21 protein-coding genes are annotated in these 20,236 nt (G+C 67.5%); 12 read left to right on the top strand and 9 right to left on the bottom strand.

Translation table 11 applies throughout. From position 1 onward, the window contains the following. Nucleotides 1-2 precede the first annotated feature (2 nt). The 4 genes from KXJ60_RS18890 (at nt 3) to KXJ60_RS18905 (ending at nt 3,462) form a co-directional block, all read left to right on the top strand. Nucleotides 3-953 (top strand): ABC transporter permease, encoded by a 951-nt coding sequence (locus KXJ60_RS18890; RefSeq protein WP_291131445.1) that lies wholly within the window; start codon nt 3-5, stop codon nt 951-953. Beyond that, entirely contained in the window at nt 953-1,744 is a 792-nt protein-coding gene (locus KXJ60_RS18895) for an ATP-binding cassette domain-containing protein (RefSeq protein WP_291131446.1), read from the top strand. The genes KXJ60_RS18890 and KXJ60_RS18895 overlap by 1 nt, the downstream gene beginning before the upstream one ends. Nucleotides 1,745-1,746: 2 nt before the next feature. After that, a complete protein-coding gene (locus KXJ60_RS18900) occupies nt 1,747-2,199 on the top strand; it encodes an RbsD/FucU domain-containing protein (protein ID WP_291131447.1) in 453 nt (150 codons plus the stop codon). Between the two features lie 105 nt (nt 2,200-2,304). Continuing rightward, on the top strand, nt 2,305-3,462 hold the full coding sequence (locus KXJ60_RS18905) for an ROK family transcriptional regulator (protein ID WP_291131535.1): 1,158 nt from the start codon (nt 2,305-2,307) through the stop codon (nt 3,460-3,462). 11 nt (nt 3,463-3,473) lie between these two features. On the opposite strand, the gene KXJ60_RS18910 is transcribed toward KXJ60_RS18905, so the two are convergent. The 6 genes from KXJ60_RS18910 to mutL all read right to left on the bottom strand — a co-directional run bounded on the left by KXJ60_RS18910 (nt 3,474) and on the right by mutL (nt 10,900). After that, on the bottom strand, nt 3,474-4,133 hold the full coding sequence (locus tag KXJ60_RS18910; protein WP_291131449.1) for an ABC transporter ATP-binding protein: 660 nt from the start codon (nt 4,131-4,133) through the stop codon (nt 3,474-3,476). Continuing rightward, nucleotides 4,130-5,098: a tRNA (adenosine(37)-N6)-dimethylallyltransferase MiaA gene (gene miaA, locus KXJ60_RS18915; protein WP_291131450.1), complete on the bottom strand. Its 969-nt coding sequence runs from the start codon at nt 5,096-5,098 to the stop codon at nt 4,130-4,132. The genes KXJ60_RS18910 and miaA overlap by 4 nt, the downstream gene beginning before the upstream one ends. 5 nt (nt 5,099-5,103) lie before the next feature. Beyond that, nucleotides 5,104-6,378, bottom strand: coding sequence for a multidrug effflux MFS transporter (locus KXJ60_RS18920; RefSeq protein ID WP_291131452.1), 1,275 nt, complete (start codon nt 6,376-6,378; stop codon nt 5,104-5,106). 47 nt (nt 6,379-6,425) lie between these two features. Beyond that, the gene (locus tag KXJ60_RS18925; RefSeq protein ID WP_291131454.1) at nt 6,426-7,304 is read right to left on the bottom strand and encodes an alpha/beta fold hydrolase; all 879 of its coding nucleotides are present in this window, start codon (nt 7,302-7,304) and stop codon (nt 6,426-6,428) included. Nucleotides 7,305-7,407: 103 nt separating this feature from the next. Next, nucleotides 7,408-8,751, bottom strand: coding sequence for an NADP-specific glutamate dehydrogenase (gene gdhA, locus KXJ60_RS18930; RefSeq protein ID WP_291131456.1), 1,344 nt, complete (start codon nt 8,749-8,751; stop codon nt 7,408-7,410). Nucleotides 8,752-8,896: 145 nt separating this feature from the next. Next, complete coding sequence (gene mutL, locus KXJ60_RS18935; RefSeq protein ID WP_291131458.1) at nt 8,897-10,900, bottom strand: DNA mismatch repair endonuclease MutL; 2,004 nt, start codon at nt 10,898-10,900, stop codon at nt 8,897-8,899. 36 nt (nt 10,901-10,936) lie between these two features. Between mutL and KXJ60_RS18940 the strand changes: the two genes are divergently transcribed. Then, complete coding sequence (locus KXJ60_RS18940; protein WP_291131459.1) at nt 10,937-11,590, top strand: DedA family protein; 654 nt, start codon at nt 10,937-10,939, stop codon at nt 11,588-11,590. A 12-nt stretch (nt 11,591-11,602) separates the two neighbouring features. Here KXJ60_RS18940 and KXJ60_RS18945 read toward each other — a convergent pair whose 3' ends face one another. Further along, nucleotides 11,603-12,532: a LysR family transcriptional regulator gene (locus KXJ60_RS18945; protein WP_291131462.1), complete on the bottom strand. Its 930-nt coding sequence runs from the start codon at nt 12,530-12,532 to the stop codon at nt 11,603-11,605. Between the two features lie 131 nt (nt 12,533-12,663). On the opposite strand from KXJ60_RS18945, the gene KXJ60_RS18950 reads away from it, so the two are divergent. The 4 genes from KXJ60_RS18950 to KXJ60_RS18965 are packed head-to-tail and all read left to right on the top strand — an operon-like array spanning nt 12,664 to nt 15,772. After that, nucleotides 12,664-13,650 (top strand): 2Fe-2S iron-sulfur cluster-binding protein, encoded by a 987-nt coding sequence (locus tag KXJ60_RS18950; RefSeq protein WP_291131463.1) that lies wholly within the window; start codon nt 12,664-12,666, stop codon nt 13,648-13,650. Nucleotides 13,651-13,664: 14 nt separating this feature from the next. Further along, on the top strand, nt 13,665-14,939 hold the full coding sequence (locus tag KXJ60_RS18955) for an aromatic ring-hydroxylating dioxygenase subunit alpha (protein WP_291131464.1): 1,275 nt from the start codon (nt 13,665-13,667) through the stop codon (nt 14,937-14,939). A gap of 2 nt (nt 14,940-14,941) precedes the next feature. Next, nucleotides 14,942-15,442 carry an aromatic-ring-hydroxylating dioxygenase subunit beta gene (locus tag KXJ60_RS18960; protein WP_291131465.1) on the top strand — a complete coding sequence of 167 codons (501 nt, stop codon included), beginning with the start codon at nt 14,942-14,944 and terminating at the stop codon, nt 15,440-15,442. A gap of 6 nt (nt 15,443-15,448) precedes the next feature. Next, nucleotides 15,449-15,772: a non-heme iron oxygenase ferredoxin subunit gene (locus tag KXJ60_RS18965; RefSeq protein ID WP_291131467.1), complete on the top strand. Its 324-nt coding sequence runs from the start codon at nt 15,449-15,451 to the stop codon at nt 15,770-15,772. Nucleotides 15,773-15,785: 13 nt separating this feature from the next. Here the strand turns inward: KXJ60_RS18965 and KXJ60_RS18970 are convergent, their stop codons facing one another. Together KXJ60_RS18970 and tsaE are read right to left on the bottom strand one after the other, a co-directional pair. Further along, nucleotides 15,786-17,213: an N-acetylmuramoyl-L-alanine amidase gene (locus KXJ60_RS18970; protein WP_291131468.1), complete on the bottom strand. Its 1,428-nt coding sequence runs from the start codon at nt 17,211-17,213 to the stop codon at nt 15,786-15,788. Continuing rightward, nucleotides 17,210-17,758: a tRNA (adenosine(37)-N6)-threonylcarbamoyltransferase complex ATPase subunit type 1 TsaE gene (gene tsaE / locus KXJ60_RS18975; RefSeq protein WP_291131470.1), complete on the bottom strand. Its 549-nt coding sequence runs from the start codon at nt 17,756-17,758 to the stop codon at nt 17,210-17,212. Before tsaE ends, KXJ60_RS18970 begins: the two co-directional genes overlap by 4 nt. Before the next feature lie 27 nt (nt 17,759-17,785). Here tsaE and queG point away from each other — a divergent pair, with 27 nt between their 5' ends. The 3 genes from queG (at nt 17,786) to KXJ60_RS18990 (ending at nt 20,123) form a co-directional block, all read left to right on the top strand. Then, the gene (gene queG / locus KXJ60_RS18980; protein ID WP_291131472.1) at nt 17,786-18,862 is read left to right on the top strand and encodes a tRNA epoxyqueuosine(34) reductase QueG; all 1,077 of its coding nucleotides are present in this window, start codon (nt 17,786-17,788) and stop codon (nt 18,860-18,862) included. A gap of 39 nt (nt 18,863-18,901) precedes the next feature. After that, nucleotides 18,902-19,294, top strand: coding sequence for a VOC family protein (locus tag KXJ60_RS18985; RefSeq protein WP_291131474.1), 393 nt, complete (start codon nt 18,902-18,904; stop codon nt 19,292-19,294). Between the two features lie 196 nt (nt 19,295-19,490). Next, nucleotides 19,491-20,123, top strand: coding sequence for a CDP-alcohol phosphatidyltransferase family protein (locus tag KXJ60_RS18990; protein WP_291131476.1), 633 nt, complete (start codon nt 19,491-19,493; stop codon nt 20,121-20,123). Nucleotides 20,124-20,236 lie beyond the last annotated feature (113 nt).

Here is a 20,236-nt window from a genome sequence, read left to right on the forward strand (position 1 = left end):
ACATGAAAGCCAAACTACCTCCCATGGGCACGCTCGGGCCCTTCATTGCCCTGCTGCTGGCTTGTGCCTTCTTTGCGTCGCAGAGCGACCGCTTCCTCACGCTGCAGAACTTCTCGCTGATCCTGCAGCAGGTGATGGTGGTCGGCACCATCGCCATCGGCCAGACGCTGATCATCCTGACCGCGGGCATCGACCTCTCGTGCGGGATGATCATGGCGCTGGGCAGCATCGTCATGACCAAGATGGCGGCCGACTTCGGGTTGTCAGCGCCGGTGGCGATTGCCCTGGGCATCGGCGCCACCGCGCTGTTTGGCCTGGTCAACGGCCTGCTCGTGACCAAGGCCAAGCTGCCGCCCTTCATCGTCACGCTGGGCACGCTCAACATCGCGTTCGCCATCACCCAGCTCTACAGCGGCTCGCAAACCATCACCGACATTCCCGAGGGCATGAACTGGCTGGGGCAGTCGTTTCGCATCGGCGGCGCCAACGTGCTCTACGGCGTGGTGTTGATGCTGGCGCTTTACCTCGTGACCTGGTTTGCGCTGCGCGAGACCGCGCCCGGGCGCCACATCTACGCGGTGGGCAACAGCCCCGAGGCCACCCGCCTCACGGGCATTTCCACCGACAAGGTGCTGCTCGGTGTGTACGTGGCGGCCGGTGTGTTCTATGGCCTTGCGTCCATGCTGAGCGTGGCGCGCATCGGCGCGGGCGATCCCAACGCCGGGCAAACCGAAAACCTCGATGCCATCACCGCTGTGGTGCTGGGCGGCACCAGCCTGTTTGGCGGGCGCGGCATCATCCTCGGCACGCTGGTGGGTGCGCTCATCGTGGGTGTGTTCCGCAATGGCCTCACGCTCATGGGCGTGAGCTCGGTCTATCAAATTCTGGTCACCGGCATCCTGGTCATCCTGGCCGTGGCCACCGACCAGATGTCTCGCAAGGGAGTCCGCTGATGAACCCGAACGCACCCTTGGTCATTCAGGCCAAAGGCCTGGTGAAGCGCTACGGCCAGGTGACCGCGCTGGACGGCGCCGATTTCGAGCTGCGGGCCGGTGAAATCCTGGCGGTCATCGGTGACAACGGCGCCGGCAAATCGAGCCTCATCAAGGCCTTGTCCGGCGCCACCATTCCCGATGAAGGCCAGATCCTGCTGGACGGCAAGCCCATCCAGTTCAAGAGCCCGATCGATGCGCGCCGCGCCGGCATCGAAACCGTCTACCAGGACCTCGCCGTGGCCCCCGCCATGACCATCGCCGAGAACCTGTTCCTGGGCCGCGAGATCCGCCGCCCCGGCTTTATGGGTCGCTTCCTGCACATGATCGACAAGAAGCAGATGCTGGCCGAAAGCATTGCGCGCATGAACGACCTCAAGGTCGGCATCCGCTCCATGACGCAGGCGGTGGAGACGCTCTCGGGCGGGCAGCGCCAGTGTGTGGCGGTGGCGCGTGCGGCGGCCTTTGCGCAGCACGTCGTGATCATGGACGAGCCCACCGCTGCACTCGGTGTGAAGGAAGGCAACATGGTCCTCGAGCTCATCCGCCGCGTGCGCGACAAGGGCCTGCCGGTGATCCTGATCAGCCACAACATGCCGCACGTGTTCGAGATCGCCGACCGCATCCACATCGCACGGCTGGGCAAGCGCGCGGCGGTGGTCAACCCCAAGGTGATCAGCATGAGCGACACCGTGGCCGTGATGACCGGCGCGAAGCTGGCCGAAGAACTCCCCGCAGAGGCGCTGGCGTAACCATGCTCAAAGGCATTGATCCCCTGCTCAGCCCCGAACTGCTGAAGCTGCTGGCCGAGATGGGCCACGACGACGCGCTGGTGCTGGCCGATGCGAACTTCACCGCCATGAGCCTGGGCGCGGGCAAGCCCGTGCTGCGCCTGCCCGGCGTGGGCATGGTGCGCACCGTGCAGGCCGTGGCCAGCGTGTTGCCGCTCGCAGCCGATGTGCCGCAGCCGGTGGCCTACATGCAGGTCGGCGGCACCGAAGCGCCGTACCGCTCGGCCTTGCAGCGCGAGGCGCTCGCGATGCTGGCCACCGAAGGGCTGGAAGAAGGCCAGGCCGAAGCGGTCGAGCGCTTCGCCTTTTACGAGCGCGTGAAAAAGGCCTACGCCATCGTGGTGACCGGCGAGTTGCAGCCCTGGGGCAATTTCATTCTGCGCAAGGGTGTCCTCGGCGACACTTTGCGCTCCTGATCCGACACCGAAACCGACGCAGTGAACCCAGAAGCCGCCACCGAAGCCACCCCTGATGTTGAACCGGGCGACCAGCCCCGCCTGCGCCCGCGCGGCTCCAACCAGATGGGCATGCGCCAGTTCAATGAACGCGTGGTGCTGCAGGCGCTGCGCGTGCACGGCAGCCTGGCCAAAGCCGACATCGCGCGCCTCACCGGGCTCACCGCGCAGACCATTGGCCTGATCACCGCGCGGCTGGACGAAGACCAGCTGCTGCGCCGCGAGGCCCCGGTGCGCGGGCGTGTGGGCCAGCCCTCGGTGCCGCTGGGCCTGCACCCCGATGGCGCGTTCGCCATCGGCATCAAGATCGGCCGCCGCAGCGCCGACTGGTTGCTGGTCGATTTCACCGGCCAGGTGCGCGAGCGCCTCGTTCTCGACTACGCCTTCCCCGACATCCCGGTGTTGCTGCCGGCGATCAAGGCCAACCTCAACCGCCTCCTGAAGAAGCTCGGCCCCTTGCAGGACCGCGTGGTGGGCGTGGGCGTGGCCGCGCCGTTTCAGCTGGGTGGCTGGCACCGCATGCTGGGGCTCACGAGCGAACAGTCCCAGGCCTGGAACGACATCGACCTGGGCGCGGAAGTGCAGCGGCTCACCGACCTTCCGGTGAGCTTCGCCAAAGACACCTCGGCCGCCTGCGTGGCCGAGCTGCTGCAGGGCCGCGGCCGAGACCTGCGCAACTTCCTCTACCTGTTCATGGACACCTTCGTGGGCGGTGGGCTGGTGCTCAACTCGCACCTGCACCGCGGCATTCATGGCAACGCCGCAGCCGTGGCCTCGCTGCCACTGCAGGTCGCGCAGGCGGGTGGCGCGCTGCCGCCGCAGCTGATCAGCCAGGCGTCACTGTGGGATCTGGAGCAGCGCTACCGCGAGCACGGCCTGGACCCGATGGCCGCCTACGACGCGCGCGCGCTGCAGGCACCCTGGCTGGTGCACAGCCAGGAGTGGATCGGCCGCGCCGCGCTGGCGCTGGCGCAGTGCGTGGTGTCGGGCACCGCTTTCCTCGATGTGGAGGCGGTGGTGATGGACGGCGCCGTGGCCCCCGACCTGCTGCGCGCGCTGTGCGAGCAGACCCGCGCCGCCCTGGCCGCCTACGACTGGGAGGGCCTGCACCGGCCGCGTCTGGAACTGGGCGGCATGGGCTCCGATGCGCGGGCGCTGGGTGGCGCGCTGCTGCCGCTGCACGCCTGCTTTGCGCCCGACCACGAGACGTTTCTGAAAGGCTGAGCGTGCGGCGTTCAGGCCGCCTGCAGGCCGCTGGCGGTGAGGTGCAGCACACGCTGAGCCCGCGCCGCTGCGGCGCTGGAGTGCGTGACCAGCACCAGCGCCGCGTCGCTCTCGGTGGCCTGCTGCTGCAGCACGTCCATCACCTGCGCGGCGGTGGTGGGGTCCAGGTTGCCGGTGGGCTCGTCGGCCAGCAGCAGGCCCGGGCGGTGCACCAGCGCGCGCGCAATCGCCACGCGCTGCAGCTGGCCGCCGGAGAGCTCGGCAGGCAGCCGCGCACCGAGGTCACCCAGGCCCACCGCGTCCAGCATGGCCTGCACGCGCGCGGCATCGGGGCGGCCCAGCAGCAGCAGGGGCAGCCCGACGTTCTGCGCCACGTCCAGATGCGGCAACACGTGAAAGGCCTGGAACACGAAGCCCAGGTGGGCGCGGCGCCAGTGCGCGCGCTGCGGTTCGTTCAGCGTGCCCAGGTCCACGCCCGCGTGAAGAATGCGGCCTTCGCTCCAGTCGTCCAGCGCGGCCAGGCAGTTGAGCAGGCTGGACTTGCCCACGCCCGATTCGCCCACGATGGCCACAAACTCACCCGGCGCCACGCTCAGGCTCACGCCGCTGAACACGGTGGTGCTGCCGTAGCGCTTGCCCAGTTGTTCCACCACCAGTGCCGCCTGGCTCATGCGGGTGCTCCCAGAAGTTGTTCCACGGTGTTGAGCACCTGAGCCAGTGCGTCGGGTGCGTCGCAGGCGATCACGCGGCGCTGCGGCATGGAGCGCAGCCAGGTGAGCTGGCGCTTGCCGAGCTGGCGCGTGGCAAAAATGCCGAGGTCGCGCAGCTCGGCCATGTGTGCGGGGGTGAGCGCATCGCCGTGGGCGTCCAGCATGTCCCAGGCCTGGCGGTAGCCCACGCAGCGCATGGAGGACAGGTCAGTGCAGAGGTCGCCGCGCGCGCGCAGCTTGCGCACCTCGTCGATGAAGCCCGCAGCGAGCATGTCGTCGAAGCGCTGCGCAATGCGCGCGTGCAGCCAGGCGCGGTCGTGCGGTTCCAGCGAGATCAGGTGCTCGGGCGCGAGTGGGCTGTCCGGGTTGTGCGAGCGCCCGGTCTGGAAGCTGGAGATGGGTTTGCCCGACACCTCGAACACTTCGAGCGCGCGCTGGATGCGCTGCGCGTCGTTGGGCGGCAGGCGCGCGGCGGTGGCGGGGTCCACCCGCGCGAGCTCGGCGTGCAGCGCAGGCCAGCCCGCTTCGCGCGCCCGCACCTCAATGCGTTCGCGCACGGCGGTGTCGGCCTGTGGCATGTCGTCCAGGCCCACGAGCAGGGCCTTGAAATACAGCATGGTGCCGCCCACCAGCAGCGCGGTGCGCCCGCGCGCCTGGATCTCGGCCACCAGGCGGGTGGTGTCACGCACGAAGTCGGCGGCGCTGTAGCTCTGCAGCGGGTCAAGGATGTCGATGAGGTGGTGCGGGACCCGCGCGCGTTCGGCGGCGCTGGGCTTGGCGCTGCCGATGTCCATGCCCCGGTACACCAGGGCCGAGTCCACGCTGATGATCTCCACCGGCCAACGCTCGGCAATGGCCATGGAGGCCGCACTCTTGCCACTCGCCGTGGGGCCGGCGAGGGCGATGCAACGCACGGGCAGTGCCATGGCCGTCAAGGTGCAGAGGCTGGCGCGACCGGCGCCGTGCGTTGGAGAGCGGGGCGGGCTTCACCGTGGCGCTGCACCAGCGTCCAGGCGGTGAGGGCGATCATCACGCTCCAGAACCACACGCCGTGGGTGAGCGGCAGCACCGAACCTTGACCCTGCGAGATGCCGGCCAGGCTCTTGCCCAGCCAGCCGCCGATGGCAAAGGCCACCACCATCGACAGGAAGCCACTGAGCGCCGAGGCCGCGCCGGCGGCCTGGGGGAACGGGCCCACGGCACCGCTCTGGCTGCAAGGCTGGTGCACACCGTGCGCCAGCATGAACAGCCAGAAAGGCACCAGGATGGCCCACATGCTGCGCACCCCCATCAGGCCCAGCACACCCATGACCGTGCCGGCGCTCAGCGTGAGGCACCCGGCAATCGCCACAGCGCGCCGCACGCCCACGCGCGGCAGCAGATGGCGGCACAGGAAGGTGCCCAGGATGTAGACCAGCGACATGCTGAACATCACCAGGCCGTAGGCGGTGGTGGACAGGCCCAGCACGCGGATGAACACGAACGACGACGCGGCCAGGAAGGTGAACAGGCCGCCATAGGAGGCGGTGGAGAGCAGCGCATAGGCCCAGAAGGTGGGGTGGCGCCCGATCAGCGCCCAGTTGGCCAGCAGCGTGCGAGGCTCCAGCGCGCGCGGGTTTTTGGTGGCCAGGGTTTCTTCAAAGCGCCACGCCACCACCACCAGCGCGATGGCGCCGAACACGGCCAGCGAGAGCAGCGAGATGCGCCAGCTGAAGAGGTCCGACAGCAGGCCGCCCAGCGGAGACGCGGTGCAGGCAATCAAGCCCAGGCCAGTGAGCCCCTTGGACATGACCCGCGCTCCCTCGTTCGGGGCATAGAGGTCGCGCACGATGGCGCGCGCACACATCACGCCCGCACCCAGCGCCACCCCCTGCACCGCGCGCCAGACGATCAGCTGCTCCATCGATGGCGCCAGGGTGCTGCCGATGGCGGCCACCACAAACGTCGACATGCCCACGATGAGCACCGGGCGGCGGCCAAAGCGGTCCGACAACGGACCCCACACCAGCTGCGACACACCGAAGCACAGCAGCAGCGCGGTGAGGGTGAGCTGCGCCTGCGACATGGGCGCGCCAAAGCCCGAGGTGAGCGCCGGCAGGGCCGGCAGGTAGAGATCGGTGGCGATGGGCTGCAGGCCCAGCAGCATCGAGAGCACCAGCACGATCAGGCCGGGCGACATGGCAGAAGGGGAGGGCGTGGCGGGCATCCGGTCGAGGGTAGCAGAACACCCCCGGTTGGCGCCCGCGGTGGGGGCTACTGCCTGACCACTTTCAGGGCATCTGCGCTGGCATCGCGCATGCCGAACAGGCTGGCCAGGGCGGTGCGGTATTGCGCCTGCCCGACCGAGTTGGTGTTGTGGTGCGAACCGCCTTCCACCAGCACGAAGGCCTTGCGCCCCTTGGCCGCTTCGTACAGCTTGCGGCCGAGCTCGGGTTGGATGAGCCGGTCCTCGCCGCCGTGCACCACCAGCAGCGGTGAGCCGATGTCGGGCACGCGCTTGACGGCCTCAAAGCGCTGGGTGATGAGCAAGGAGATCGGCAGCCAGCCCCACTTGAAGGTGCTCACCACGTCGGGGATGGAGGTGAAAGTGCCTTCGACCACCGTGCCCGCTTCGTCGTCCACCTGCGCGGCCAGCTCGATGGCAATGGCGCCGCCCAGCGAGTGCCCGAAGATGTAGCGCGGGCGCCCCGGGTACTTCGCGGCGAGCCAGTCCCAGGCCGCGCGGGCGTCTTCGTAGGCGGTGGCTTCCGAGGGGAGTTCGTTGGTGCTCTTGCCAAAGCCGCGGTAGTCGATGGCCAGCACCGAAAACCCCAGGTCTTCCATGCGCCGGGCCCGGAAGGCCGAGCCCGTGACGTTGAAACGCGCACCGTGCAGGTACAGCAGCACCGGGGCGTTCTTTTGCTGTTCGAAGTGGTCGTGCGCCGCCCACAGGCCATGCAGCTTGACCGGCTTGCCGGTCTTGGGGGACTGGAAGTCGATCCACACGTCTTCCATGCCCAGCGCGGCAAGCTCACCGCCGGCCCAGCTGCGGTCGGAGGGCTGGAAGATCCAGACCCGCTGCTTTTCATCCAGGGTGGCGCACCCTGCCAACAGGGCCAGCGCGGCGAGCAAAGTGGCAATGAGGCGCTTCATGGCGTTGATGGATGCACCGGGACGGGGAAAAGTTCAGCGACCCCGCCGATGGTGCACGTTCCATGCCACGAACGCTCCCCGTTGAAACCCGCAGCGCCGTGCGTTACACCACGCCCTGTGCCAGCATCGCGTCGGCCACCTTCACGAAGCCGGCGATGTTCGCCCCGTCGACGTAGCTCACCGTGCCGTCCGCACGCCGCCCGTGCTGCAGGCAGGCCTGGTGAATGCCCACCATGATGCTGTGCAGGCGCGCGTCCACCTCTTCGCGCGGCCAGCTCAGGCGCATGGCGTTCTGGCTCATCTCCAGCCCGGAGGTGGCCACGCCGCCCGCGTTGCTGGCCTTGCCCGGGGCGTACAACACGCCCGCGTCTTCGAAGCGCTGCACCGCTTCCATGGTGGTGGGCATGTTGGCGCCTTCGGCCACGCAGATCACGCCGTTGCGGATCAGCATGTCGGCATCGCTGGCGTCCAGCTCGTTCTGGGTGGCGCACGGCAGGGCCACGTCCACCGGCACCGCCCAGGGCTTCACGCCTGGCTCAAACCGGGTGTGGGTGCGCTCGGCGTAGTCGCTCACGCGGCCGTACAGGTGGTTCTTCACCTCCATCAGCTCGGCGAGTTTTTCGGGGCTGAAACCGTCTTCGTCGATCACCGTGCCGCTGGAATCCGACACCGTGACCACCTTGGCGCCCAGCGCCATGGCTTTCTCCACCGCGTATTGCGCCACGTTGCCCGAGCCCGACACGCTCACGCGCAGGCCCTGGAAGCCCTTGCCTCGTTGCTTGAGCATTTCCTCGGCGAAATACACCGTGCCGTAGCCGGTGGCTTCGGGGCGGATCAGCGAGCCGCCGAACGACAAGCCTTTGCCGGTGAAAACGCAGTCGGCGCGGTTGCTGAGCTTTTTCATCATGCCGGCCATGAAGCCGACTTCGCGCCCACCCACGCCGATGTCGCCGGCGGGCACGTCGGTGTCGCTGCCCACGTGGCGGAAGAGTTCCGTCACCAGCGCCTGGCAAAAGCGCATCACCTCACCCGGGCTCTTGCCCTTGGGGTCGAAGTCTGAGCCGCCTTTGCCGCCGCCCATGGGCAGGGTGGTGAGCGCGTTCTTGAAGGTCTGCTCGAACGCAAGAAACTTCAGGATCGACAGGTTCACCGACGGGTGAAAGCGCATGCCGCCCTTGTAGGGCCCGATGGCCGAGCTGTGCTGGATGCGGTAGCCGCGGTTGACCTGCACATCGCCGTGGTCGTTCACCCAGGAGATGCGGAACATCACCACCCGCTCGGGCTCGATGAGGCGGTCCAGCAGGCCGTGTTCGGCGTACTTGGGGTGGGCGGCAATGAAAGGCCAGAGGCTTTCCATCACCTCGCCCACGGCTTGGTGGAATTCGGGCTGGCCCGGGTTCTGGCGGGCGACGTGTTCGAGGAACTGGTGGGAAGAGGCGTATTTCATGGATCTCATGCTTCAAAAAGGTGCATGAGATTATGCGCAAGCCGCATGTTGGTGCTGATTTCGCCCGTTTTTGGAGCGTTCGAACCGCAATCGACCGTGGAAATGCCTTTATTTGGTGCAGCTTCGGGCGGCTGGGTCAGCGGATCTATCGGCCCCGCAGAAAGAGCGCGTCCAGCTCCTTCATGCCCATTTGCCGCCAGGTGGGGCGGCCGTGGTTGCACTGGTCGGAGCGTTCGGTGACTTCCATCTGCCGCAGCAACGCATTCATTTCGTCGAGGGTAAGGCGCCGGTTGGCGCGCACCGCGCCGTGGCAAGCCATGGTGGCCAGCAGTTCGTTGCGGGCCCTTTGCACCACGGTGCTGGCCTCGTGCTGGCCCAGCTCGGCCAGCACGCTGCGCGCCAGCTCCACTGGGTCGCCCTGCGCCAGCGTGGTGGGCACGGCGCGCACGGCCAGCGTCTTGATGGACAGCGCGGTGACCTCCAGGCCGAGCGTGGCCAGCACCTCTGCGCAGCTCTCGGCGGTGGCCACTTCGTCGGGCGTGGCCGAAAACGTGGCCGGAATCAGCAGCGGCTGGCTGGCCACCTGCTGGTCGTCGAGCTGCTGCTTGAGCCGCTCGTAGACGATGCGTTCGTGCGCCGCGTGCATGTCCACCACGACGAGGCCGTGTGCGTTCTCGGCCAGGATGTAGACGCCCTGCAGCTGCGCAATGGCGCGGCCCAGCGGCCAGTCACCTTCTGGCAAGGCTTGCAGGTGGGCGGGGGCTTCGACAGGCTCAGCCCGAACGGAAGGGGTCTGGGGCCACGCGCCTGAAAACGCATCCATCGGGATTGCGCTTGTCCCCGCTCGGCCTGCATCCTGCGCCACTCGGGTTGAGTCGTCCAGCGTTCTGGCTGAGCCCCCCTCCGTTCGGGCTGAGCCTGTCGAAGCCCCGCCCGAGCCCTGGCCCCACAACGCGCCCACATCGCTCACGCGGTGGCCGACCTCGGCTTCACGCGGGGCAAAGGAAAAGGGCGCCTGTCGGGCCGGTGGCGTCCAGGCGGGTGCAGGCGCCACGGGCGCGGGCTCCGGCGTGGCGCCCGAGCGGGGCACCGCCAACGCGGTTTCCACCGCGTGGTGCACGCCCTGGTGCACTTCGCGGCTGTCGCGAAAGCGCACCTCGATCTTGGTGGGGTGCACGTTCACGTCCACCCGCGCCGGGTCGAGCGAGATGAACAGGGCGTACACCGGCTGGCGGTGGCCGTGCAGCACGTCTTCGTAGGCGCTGCGCGCGGCGTGCGTGATGACCTTGTCGCGCACGTAGCGGCCGTTCACGTAGGCAAACTGCCAGTCCGCGCGCGAGCGGGCGGCGTCCGGCACGCCGGCAAATCCCCACACGCGCAGGCGCTGCGGGCCGTCGGCGCTGTCGTCCGCAGGCGCGTTCACCGGCCAGTCGACCGCGACCGCCTGCTGCACGAAGTCTTCACCCAGCACGTCGGCCAGGCGCTGGCGCAGCGCCTCCATGCCGCCACCGGCCACCGCGCGCCATTGCGCCACCAGCTTGCCGTCGTGCCAGATGGCAAAGCCCACGTCGGGCCGCGCGAGCGCGTGGCGGCGCACGGCCTCGATGCAGTGCGCGAGCTCGGTCGCGTCGGTCTTGAGGAACTTGCGCCGCGCCGGCGTGGCAAAAAACAGCTCGCGCACCTCCACCGTGGTGCCGGGCGCGCGGGCGGTGGGCTGCAGCTCGCCGCTGCGGCCATCGAGCAGCCAGCCATGCGGCTCTTCGTGCGTGTCCACGCGGGTGAGCAGCGACACCTCGGCAATGGAGCAGATGGCGGCCAGCGCTTCGCCCCGAAAGCCCATGGTGCCCACCGATTCGAGATCGGCCAGGCTGGCGATCTTGCTGGTGGCGTGGCGCTTGAGGGCGTGGGGCAGTTCGCTGCGCAGGATGCCGCAGCCGTTGTCTTCCACGCTGATGAGACGCACCCCGCCGGCCTGCAGCCTCAGCGTGACTTGTGTGGCACCCGCGTCGAGCGCGTTGTCCACCAGTTCGCGCACCACCGAGGCCGGGCGCTCCACCACTTCGCCAGCAGCAATCTGGCTGATGAGCTCATCGGGCAGTTCGCGGATGGGGCGGCGGGGGGGCAGGGCGGTGGGCGGCAGGTCAGTCACCGGCGCATTTTAGGTGGCAGGGATAATGCCCCCTCTATGGAAATCGTTACCTTCCTCATCGACTTCATCCTGCACGTGGACCAGCACCTGCAGACCTTCGTGCAGAACTACGGGGCCTGGGTGTACGCGCTGCTGTTCCTGATCATCTTCACCGAGACCGGGGTGGTGGTGATGCCCTTCCTGCCGGGGGACTCGTTGCTGTTCGTGGTGGGTGCGCTGTGCGGCGTGGGGCTCATGAACCTGCCGCTGGTGATGGCGCTGCTGGTGGTGGCGGCGATCCTGGGCGACCAGACCAACTACACCATTGGCCGCTACTTCGGGCCCAAGGTGTTCCAGTGGGAAAACTCCAGGCTGTTCAACCGCAACGCCTTCAACCAGGCGCATGCCTTCTATGAGAAGTACGGCGGCATCACGATCATCCTGGCGCGCTTCATGCCCTTCATCCGCACGTTCGCGCCCTTTGTGGCGGGCGTGGCCGAAATGACGCGCACCAAGTTCACCGCCTACAACGTGGTGGGCGCGCTCATCTGGGTGGTGGGGCTGGTGGGCGCGGGTTACCTCTTTGGCAACCTGCCCTGGGTGCAGGACAACCTCAGCCTGATCATCTGGGCCATGATTTTCATCCCCGGCCTGATCGCGATTTTTGGCGCCTGGAAAGCCAGCCGCGAAGCCAAGCAAAACGCGGTCTGAGCGCGCGGCGCTTCAGCGCTTGCGTGGCGGTGCGCGCTCGGGCTCGGCGTGCAGCTCGGCCACCAGCTGGCGCAGCCACTGGTTGGCCGGGTCCTTGTGGTACTTGGCGTGCCAGAACACATTGATGGCGATGCGCGGCAGCTCCACCGGGTGGGGCAGGTGCTTCAGGCCAAACGGCTGCACCATGCGCTCGGCCAGCTTCTCGGGCACGGTGGCGATCAGGTCGGTGGACTGAAGCAGGTGGCCGATGGCCACGAAGTGCGGCACCTTGAGCGTGACCCGGCGCTGCGGGGTGTGGTTGTCCAGAATCTCGTCCACCTGCCCGTGCCCCGTGCCGGCCGACACCACGGCCACATGGTCGGCCGCAAAAAAATCGGCCACCTTCATGCGCTTGCCATCCAGCCGGTGGCCCTGGCGAAACAGGCACACATAGCGCTGCTCGAACAACCGGCGCTGAAAGAAGCCCGACTTGAGTTGCGGCAGCAGGCCGATGGCCAGGTCCACCTGGCCCGCCTCCATGGCGTCGCGCAAATGCAGTGAGGTGTTGCGCACGGTGCTGATGGTGACACCGGGCGCCAGCTGCTGGATGCGCTGCATCAGGCGCGGCAGGAAATAGATCTCGCCAATGTCCGTCATGCCGACCGAGAAGCTGCGCTGGCTGGTGGCGGGGTCGAACGAGCTGCGCGCGTTCACCGCGCTGTGGATCATGCCCAGCGCGTAGCCGATGGACTCGGCGAGTTGCTCGGCAAAGGGCGTGGGCTGCATGCCCTGGGCGGTGCGCAGGAAGAGCTCGTCGTCAAACAGTTTGCGCAGCCGCGCCAGCGCATTGCTCACGGCCGGCTGGCCCAGGCCGAGGTTCTCGGCCACCCTGGAGACCTTGCGCTCGGCCAGCAGCTGGTTGAACACCACCAGCAGGTTCAGGTCGATCTCTTCGAGCTTCATGGGCGTGCCTTTCAGTCCGGTTTGCGTTATTGATCTGAATGATACGGATCATCGATCTCATTGCATTGACTGATTGTGGCGCGGCCGTGATCATGGCCGCCGTTCCCCACACCACAGCAGAGACAAGCCCGATGGACCTCCACATACGCCCGCTGCAGCGCACGCTTCGCGTGGAAGCCGGCGTGAACCTGCTGGAGGCGCTGCGCGCGCACGACATCCCGGTGTCGTACAGCTGCCTGGCCGGGCGCTGTGGCACCTGCCGCTGCAAGGTGGTGGCGGGCCAGGTGCTGGAGGCGGGCGGCGAGCAGCGGCCGCCCCAGGCGCTGGAAGCCGCCGACACCGTGCTGGCCTGCCAGACCTTCATCACCGAAGACTGCACGGTCGAGATTGCCGAGCCCGACGAGGTGGTGGTGCACACCGCGCGCATCGTCAAGGCCACGGTGCTGGGCATCGATGCGCCCACGCATGACATTCGGCGGCTGCGGCTCAAGCCCGCCAAGCCGCTGGATTTTTCGCCCGGGCAGTATGTGCAGCTGCAGTTCACGCCCGATCACATCCGCCCGTATTCGATGGCCGGCCTGTGCACCGATGGCGAGCTGGAGTTTCATGTGCGCTGCGTGCCCGATGGGCGCGTGAGTGGCTACATCGCCAACGAGCTGAAGGTGGGCGACGCCGTGCGCGTGACCGGCCCGCTGGGTTCGGCCTACCTGCGCCGCAAGCACACCGGGCCCATGCTCTGTGTGGCGGGCGGCACGGGGCTGGCGCCCATCCTGTCCATCGTGCGGGGTGTGGTGGCCGCCGGCATGCACAACCCGATCCACCTCTACCTGGGCGTGCGCGCCGAGCGCGACGTGTACGGACAAGCGTGGCTGGCCGAGTTGCAATCGCAGTACCCCGCGCTGCAGGTGCACACGGTGGTGGCCTCCGGCCATGCGCCGGGCTGCCGCAGCGGGCTGGTGACCGACGCCATCGAGCACGACTGGCCCAGCCTGAGCGGCTTTCGCGCCTACCTCTGCGGTGCGCCGCCCATGGTGGAGGCCACTTCGCGGCTGGTGAGCCGCCTGGGTGTGCTGCCCGAGCAGATTTACGCCGATGCGTTCTACGCCAGCGGCACTTGAAGAAGGAGACCCCCATGACCCACCCCACCACCCCGAACGGTGAACCCACGTTCCCGCAGCAGATCCGCTGGGAGAGCGAAGGCACGAGCCGCATTCCCTTCATGGCCTACACCGACGACGGGCAGCACAAGAAGGAACTGGAGCGGTTCTTCTACACCAAGCACTGGAACTACGTGGGCCTGGAGGCCGAGGTGCCGAACGCGGGCGACTACAAACGCACGGTGGTCGGTGAGCGCTCGGTGCTCATGGTGCGCGACGCCGATGGCAGCATCAGCGTGGTGGAAAACGTGTGCGCGCACCGCGGCATGCAGTTCTGCCGCGAGCGCCATGGCAACAAGAAAGAGTTTGTCTGCCCCTACCACCAGTGGAGCTACACGCTCAAGGGCGATCTGCAAGGCGTGCCGTTTCGCCGTGGGGTGAAGCAGGACGGCAAGGTCAACGGCGGCATGCCCGCCGACTTCAAGACGACGGACCACGGCCTCAACAAACTCAAGGTGGCCACGCGCGGTGGCGTGGTGTTTGCCAGCTTCGACCACGAGGTCGAATCGCTGGAAGACTTCATGGGGCCGACCATCCTCGGCTACTTCGACCGCCTCTTCAACGGCCGCAAGCTCACCATCCTGGGCTACAACCGCCAGCGCATTCCGGGCAACTGGAAACTGATGCAGGAGAACATCAAGGACCCGTATCACCCGGGCCTGCTGCACACCTGGTTCGTCACCTTCGGGCTCTGGCGCGCCGACAACAAGAGCGAGCTGAAGATGGACGCACGCCACCGCCACGCCGCCATGATTTCCACGCGCGGCCAGTCGGGCAAGGCCGAGCAGGTGACGCAGGTCTCCAGCTTCAAGGAAAGCATGCAACTGCACGACCCGCGCTTTCTGGACATCGTGCCCGAGGCCTGGTGGGACGGCCCCACGGCGGTGATGATGACGCTGTTCCCCAGTGTCATCCTGCAGCAGCAGGTCAACAGCGTGTCCACGCGCCACATCCAGCCCGATGGCCACGGCGCCTTCGATTTTGTGTGGACGCACTTCGGCTTTGAAGACGACACCCCCGAGATGACCCAGCGCCGCCTGCGCCAGGCCAACCTGTTTGGCCCCGCCGGTTTTGTCTCAGCCGACGACGGCGAGGTGATCGAGTTTTCGCAGCAGGGCTTCGAGCAGAAGCCGTATCACCGAGCGCTGGCCGAGCTGGGCGGGCGCGAGGTGGGCGACACCGATCACATGGTCACCGAGACGCTGATTCGCGGCATGTACGCCTACTGGCGCGAAGTGATGGAGGCCTGAGCATGAGCGAACCCCAACGCACCACGAACAGCCCGAGCTTCGAAGACCACATGGCCATTGCGCGGCTCTACGCCGACTACGCGCAGGCGGTCGACTCCGGCGACTGGAACCTCTGGCCCGAGTTCTTCATTGAAGACTGCGTCTACAAACTGATTCCGCGCGAAAACCACGAGCGCGGCTTTCCGCTGGCCACGCTGTCCTTCGAGAGCAAGGGCATGCTCAAGGACCGCGCCTACGGCATCCAGGAAACGCTGTTCCACGATCCGTATTACCAGCGCCATGTGGTGGGTGCGCCGTTGGTGCACAAGGCCGAGGCCGACCGCTTCGAGGTGGAAGCCAACTACGCCGTGTTCCGCACCAAGCTCTCGCGCGAGTCGACGGTGTTCAACGTCGGGCGCTACATCGACGTGATCGTGCGCACCCCCGAAGGCCTCAAGTTCGCTTCACGCCTGTGCGTGTACGACAGCGAAATGATCCCGAACTCCATCATCTATCCGATCTGACCAACCATGAGCAACACCACCCCCTGGCTGGATGCCGCCGACGCCAGCGATGTGCCCGACGACGACGTGATCGGTGTGGAAGTGGCCGGCCGCGACATCGCCCTCTACAAGGTCGACGGCAGCGTGTTTGCCACCGACAACCTCTGCACCCACGGCCACGCGCGCCTGTGCGACGGTTTTCTGGAAGGGCATGAAATCGAATGCCCGCTGCACCAGGGCAAGTTCGATGTGCGCGACGGCAGCCCCACTTGCGCGCCGGTCACCGAGGCCTTGCGCTGCTACCCGGTGCGCATCGAAGCGGGTCGGGTGTTTCTGCAGCTGGAGGGCTGAGCGCCGCCGCGGCTCAAATCTGCCGGTTGCGCGCCAGCGGTGGGTTTTTGGAGAAGTAGGCCACGATGCCGCGCAGCAGCGCATCGGCCAGGTCGTCCTGGTACTTCGGGTCGTTCAGGCGCTTCTCTTCGTCGGGGTTGCTGATGAACGCCGTTTCCACCAGCACGCTGGGGATGTCGGGCGCGCGCAGCACCGCAAAGTTGGCTTGCTCCACCTGCGGCTTGTGCAGTTTGCCGATGCGTTTGACGTGGCCCAGCATCGCGGTGCCCAGCTTCAGGCTGTCGTTGATCTGCGCGGTGGTGCTCATGTCCAGCAGGGCGCGGCGCACGTTGGCGTCGGCGGCTTTCGTGTTCAGGCCTCCCACCAGGTCGGCCGCGTTTTCCTTGTCGGCCATCCAGCGCGCGGCAGCGCTGCTGGCGCCGCGCGTGCTCAGCGCATACACGCTGGCGCCTTGCGGGCGCGGGGTCAGGAAGGCGTCGGCGTGCAGGCTGATGAACAGGTCGGCCTGCACCCGCTGCGCTTTCTGTACCCGCACCTGCAGCGGCACGAAGAAGTCCTTGTCGCGCGTCATGTAGGCGCGCATCGGGTTGCCATTGACGCGCGTGTCGTTGATGCGGTCGCGCAGCTTCTGCGCGATCTGCAGCACCACCTTTTTCTCGTGCGTGCCACCGGGGCCGATGGCGCCCGGGTCTTCACCGCCGTGGCCCGGGTCCAGCGCGACGATGATCAACCGCTCCGTCTTGCCCTTGCCCGCTGGCGGCTGTTTGGCCGGGCTGCCTTTGCCGCTGCCCGCCACCTGGGTGTCTTCGGTGTCGGGCGCGCCGGGTGTCTTGCCCGCGCTGGCGGGCGGCTTGGGCTGCTCGCGGCCTGCGATCAGGTCGCCCAGCGGGTCGTCTGCGCGGGTGGCGGGCTTGGTGACCTTGTCGGCCTCCAGGCCCAGCAGGCGCGCGGCGCGCTCGCTGGCGGCGTCCATGTCCTTCATGCGCTGGGCGATCAGCTGCTCCAGCGGGTCGGGCGGGTTCACGGGGTACAGGTCGAACACCAGCCGGTGCTGGTAGGCCGCCACGGGTTCGAGGTTGAACACCTGCGGCTTGATCGGCTTCTTGAGGTCGATCACCAGGCGCACCACGTTGGGCGCGTTCTGTGCCGCACGAATGCCGGCGATGTTGGGATCGTCCGACTTGAGCTTGCCCACCAGCTCCCGCAGGCCGGGCAGCAGGTCGATGCCCTCGATGTCCACCGCCAGGCGCGGCGGGTCGGTGACGAAGAACTGCCTGGCCTGCAGCGCGCCGTCGGACTCGATGGTCACGCGGGTGTAGTCCTCGGCCGGCCAGATGCGCACGGCCACCACGCTGGCACCGCGCGCAATCTGCTGCGCGCCCAGCAGCAGCACCAGCGAGCCGGTGCGCAGGAGCGTGCGGCGGGTGAGGGCGCCGCTCATGCGAGCGCCTCCAGCAGGCGCTGGCCGGTGGGGGTGAGCGCCGTGGCGTGCACGGTGCGCCGGGTGTCCTGTTCCGGGTCGGTGAGGTGGGAGGTCGTCATGTCGTCGGGTTGGATGTCGATCTGCAGATCGATCACCGGGAGAAATTCGCCGGCGCGCTCGGGCCACTCCACCAGCTTGAGACCGGGGCTGGCAAAAAGTTCGCGGAAGCCCGCGTCTTCCCATTCGCGCGGGTCGTTGAAGCGGTAGAAGTCAAAGTGCCAGATCTGCAGCGGCACGCCAGCCGGCATCAGCGGGCAGCCCACGGCGCTGTGAGGCTCCACCACCGCATACGTGGGGCTCTTGATGCGCCCTTGCACGCCGAGTGCGCGCAGCAGGTGGCGCACCAGCGTGGTCTTGCCGGCACCCAGGTCGCCTTGCAGCGTGAGCGTGGCGTGGGTGATGGCGGGGGAGCTGGCCAGCCGGCGCGCAAAGGCTTGTGTGTCGTCTTCGGTGGCCCAGTGCCCCTGCCAGCGGTGGGCCGGGGACGCGGTGCCCGCAGGCACCGGCTCGGTTCCTACAATGGGCTTCACATGAAGTTCGCTTTGGATGCCGCTCAACTCGTCTCGCAGATACAGGCCTGGGGCCAGGAGCTCGCATTTTCACAAATTGGCGTGGCCGGTGTGGATTTGTCGGCTGCCGAGCCGGGTCTGCAGGCCTGGTTGTCGGCTGGATGGCACGGTGACATGGGGTACATGGCCACGCATGGCATGAAGCGTGCCCGCCCCGCCGAGCTGGTGCCCGGCACGCTGAGCGTCATCACCGCGCGCATGGACTACCTGCCGCGCGACACCCCCGAAGACTGGCAGACCCGGGAGCTGCAGCGCCTGCAGCGCCCGGGCGAGGCCATCGTGTCGGTGTATGCCAGGGGGCGGGACTACCACAAGGTGCTGCGCAACCGCCTGCAGACGCTGGCCGAGCGCATCCAGGCCGCGGTGGGGCCGCTCGGGCACCGCGTGTTCACCGACTCCGCGCCCGTGCTCGAGGCCGAGCTGGCGCAGCGCAGCGGCCAGGGCTGGCGCGGCAAACACACGCTGCTGCTCCACCGCGAAGCGGGCTCCATGTTCTTCCTGGGCGAGATCTACCTCGACATCGCCCTGCCACCCACCGAACCCGTGACCCCGCACTGCGGCGGCTGCAGCGCCTGCATCGACATCTGCCCCACGCAAGCCATCACTGCGCCACACCGGCTCGATGCACGCCGTTGCATCAGTTACCTCACCATCGAACACGCCGGGCCCATTCCCGAAGCCATTCGACCCCTCATGGGCAACCGCATCTACGGCTGCGACGATTGCCAGCTCATCTGCCCGTGGAACAAGTTCGCCCAGCGCAGCCCCTTGCCCGACTTTGACGCCCGCGAAGGCCTGAGCGGCACCACGCTGGCGGCCTTGTTCGCCTGGAGCGAAGCGGAGTTTCTGCGCCGCACCGAAGGCAGCCCGATCCGGCGCATCGGGCACGAGCGCTGGCTGCGCAACATCGCGGTGTCGCTTGGCAACGCGCTGCGCGCGGGCGCTGGCGAAGAAGTGCGGCAAGCCCTGCAAACCCGCGCCGGGCACCCCAGTGAGCTGGTGCGCGAGCATGTGGCCTGGGCGCTGGCGCAGGCGTAAGCGGGCCACGCTGTTTGTTTCAACTCACGGACCAAAAAAATGAAGTTGGGATACACCATCGTCTACGTGCCCCATGTAGAAGCCTCGCTGGCGTTTTTTGAGCAAGCATTCGGCTTCTCCAGGCGGTTCCTGCATGAATCTGGCACGTATGGCGAGCTGCAAAGCGGTGACACGACCCTCGCGTTTGCAGCCCACGAACTCGCGTCTTCCAACTTTTCCGGCGGTCATGTTGCTGCTTCGGAATCGAAGGAGCCATTGGGCATGGAGCTGGGCCTGGTGACCGACGATGTGGAGGCTGCACATGCGCAAGCACTGGCGGCCGGAGCAACGCAACTGGCGGAGCCTCGCAGCAAGCCTTGGGGGCAAGTCGTGTCCTATGTGCGCTGCCCGGACGGCACGCTCGTTGAGCTTTGCACGCCCGTGGGGGGATGAGCTTGGCGGGCGCGTTCTGGTCAGTTCCCGGCGTTTGGATACTGGGTCACACGCCTCTATGGGTTTCGGTTGCTGCGTTGGCAACGATCAAGCAGAACGCGATTGAAGCAAGCGTGCTCGCCAAGGTGGGCGATGCCGCAGCGTGGCTCGACGTCGCGTACCCTGTCGAAGCAAAGCCAACGACGGAGACACTGACATGCCACCCATGACGCCCCAGCCACGCCGCTTCACGATGATCCGGGGCTTTCACCTGGCCGACTTCATCACGCTGGGCAATGCCGCCTGTGGCTTGTTGTCGGTGTTCCTGGCCATGATGTTCATGGCCAGCGGCTCGCTCACGCACTTTTGGCTGTCGGCCGCCATGACCCCGCTGGCCTTCGTCTTTGACGTCTTCGATGGCAAGGTCGCGCGCTGGCGCCACCAGCATTCACCGCTGGGCCGCGAGCTGGATTCGCTGGCCGACGTCATCTCCTTCGGCGTGGGCCCCGCAGCGCTGGGCTTCGCCGCGGGGCTGCAGGGCGGGTGGGACATCGTGCTGCTGTGCTATTTCGTCTGCTGCGGCGTCAGCCGGCTGGCGCGCTTCAACGTCACCGCCGAACAACTCACCACCGACTCGGGCAAGGTCGCCTACTTCGAAGGCACACCGATCCCCACCAGCGTGATCCTGACGGCCGTGCTCTCATGGGCCGCCTGGCAGGGTGCGCTGGGTGCGCAACTGTGGGGCGGCGTGTGGCAACTCGGGCCCTGGCAGCTGCACCCCATGAGCCTGCTGTTCGCGCTGTCGGGCACGGCGATGATCAGCAAGACCTTGCGCATCCCCAAGTTCTGAAGGCGGTAGGTGGTGTAACGCTGGATTCGGCCAACAGAGAGCGATGCTGCGACGCCCTGTTGCCCTGCAGATAGGCCGGGCGGGTGCGCGGCTGGCTAGACTTCGGGAATTGG

Origin of the sequence: Hydrogenophaga sp., from assembly GCF_019264445.1 — a bacterium.
Lineage (GTDB): Bacteria > Pseudomonadota > Gammaproteobacteria > Burkholderiales > Burkholderiaceae_C > Hydrogenophaga.

Bases quoted from the DNA above. Each gene is read 5' to 3' on its own strand.
- KXJ60_RS18950 (WP_291131463.1), top strand. From the start codon at position 12,664: ATGGACCTCCACATACGCCCGCTGCAGCGCACGCTTCGCGTGGAAGCC.
- KXJ60_RS18955 (WP_291131464.1), top strand. From the start codon at position 13,665: ATGACCCACCCCACCACCCCGAACGGTGAACCCACGTTCCCGCAGCAG.
- KXJ60_RS18965 (WP_291131467.1), top strand. From the start codon at position 15,449: ATGAGCAACACCACCCCCTGGCTGGATGCCGCCGACGCCAGCGATGTG.
- KXJ60_RS18940 (WP_291131459.1), top strand. From the start codon at position 10,937: ATGGAAATCGTTACCTTCCTCATCGACTTCATCCTGCACGTGGACCAG.
- KXJ60_RS18925 (WP_291131454.1), bottom strand. From the start codon at position 7,304: ATGAAGCGCCTCATTGCCACTTTGCTCGCCGCGCTGGCCCTGTTGGCA.
- KXJ60_RS18990 (WP_291131476.1), top strand. From the start codon at position 19,491: ATGCCACCCATGACGCCCCAGCCACGCCGCTTCACGATGATCCGGGGC.
- KXJ60_RS18905 (WP_291131535.1), top strand. From the start codon at position 2,305: ATGGGCATGCGCCAGTTCAATGAACGCGTGGTGCTGCAGGCGCTGCGC.
- queG (WP_291131472.1), top strand. From the start codon at position 17,786: ATGAAGTTCGCTTTGGATGCCGCTCAACTCGTCTCGCAGATACAGGCC.
- KXJ60_RS18945 (WP_291131462.1), bottom strand. From the start codon at position 12,532: ATGAAGCTCGAAGAGATCGACCTGAACCTGCTGGTGGTGTTCAACCAG.
- miaA (WP_291131450.1), bottom strand. From the start codon at position 5,098: ATGGCACTGCCCGTGCGTTGCATCGCCCTCGCCGGCCCCACGGCGAGT.
- KXJ60_RS18970 (WP_291131468.1), bottom strand. From the start codon at position 17,213: ATGAGCGGCGCCCTCACCCGCCGCACGCTCCTGCGCACCGGCTCGCTG.
- KXJ60_RS18900 (WP_291131447.1), top strand. From the start codon at position 1,747: ATGCTCAAAGGCATTGATCCCCTGCTCAGCCCCGAACTGCTGAAGCTG.
- KXJ60_RS18910 (WP_291131449.1), bottom strand. From the start codon at position 4,133: ATGAGCCAGGCGGCACTGGTGGTGGAACAACTGGGCAAGCGCTACGGC.
- KXJ60_RS18895 (WP_291131446.1), top strand. From the start codon at position 953: ATGAACCCGAACGCACCCTTGGTCATTCAGGCCAAAGGCCTGGTGAAG.
- gdhA (WP_291131456.1), bottom strand. From the start codon at position 8,751: ATGAAATACGCCTCTTCCCACCAGTTCCTCGAACACGTCGCCCGCCAG.
- KXJ60_RS18920 (WP_291131452.1), bottom strand. From the start codon at position 6,378: ATGCCCGCCACGCCCTCCCCTTCTGCCATGTCGCCCGGCCTGATCGTG.
- KXJ60_RS18985 (WP_291131474.1), top strand. From the start codon at position 18,902: ATGAAGTTGGGATACACCATCGTCTACGTGCCCCATGTAGAAGCCTCG.
- KXJ60_RS18890 (WP_291131445.1), top strand. From the start codon at position 3: ATGAAAGCCAAACTACCTCCCATGGGCACGCTCGGGCCCTTCATTGCC.
- KXJ60_RS18960 (WP_291131465.1), top strand. From the start codon at position 14,942: ATGAGCGAACCCCAACGCACCACGAACAGCCCGAGCTTCGAAGACCAC.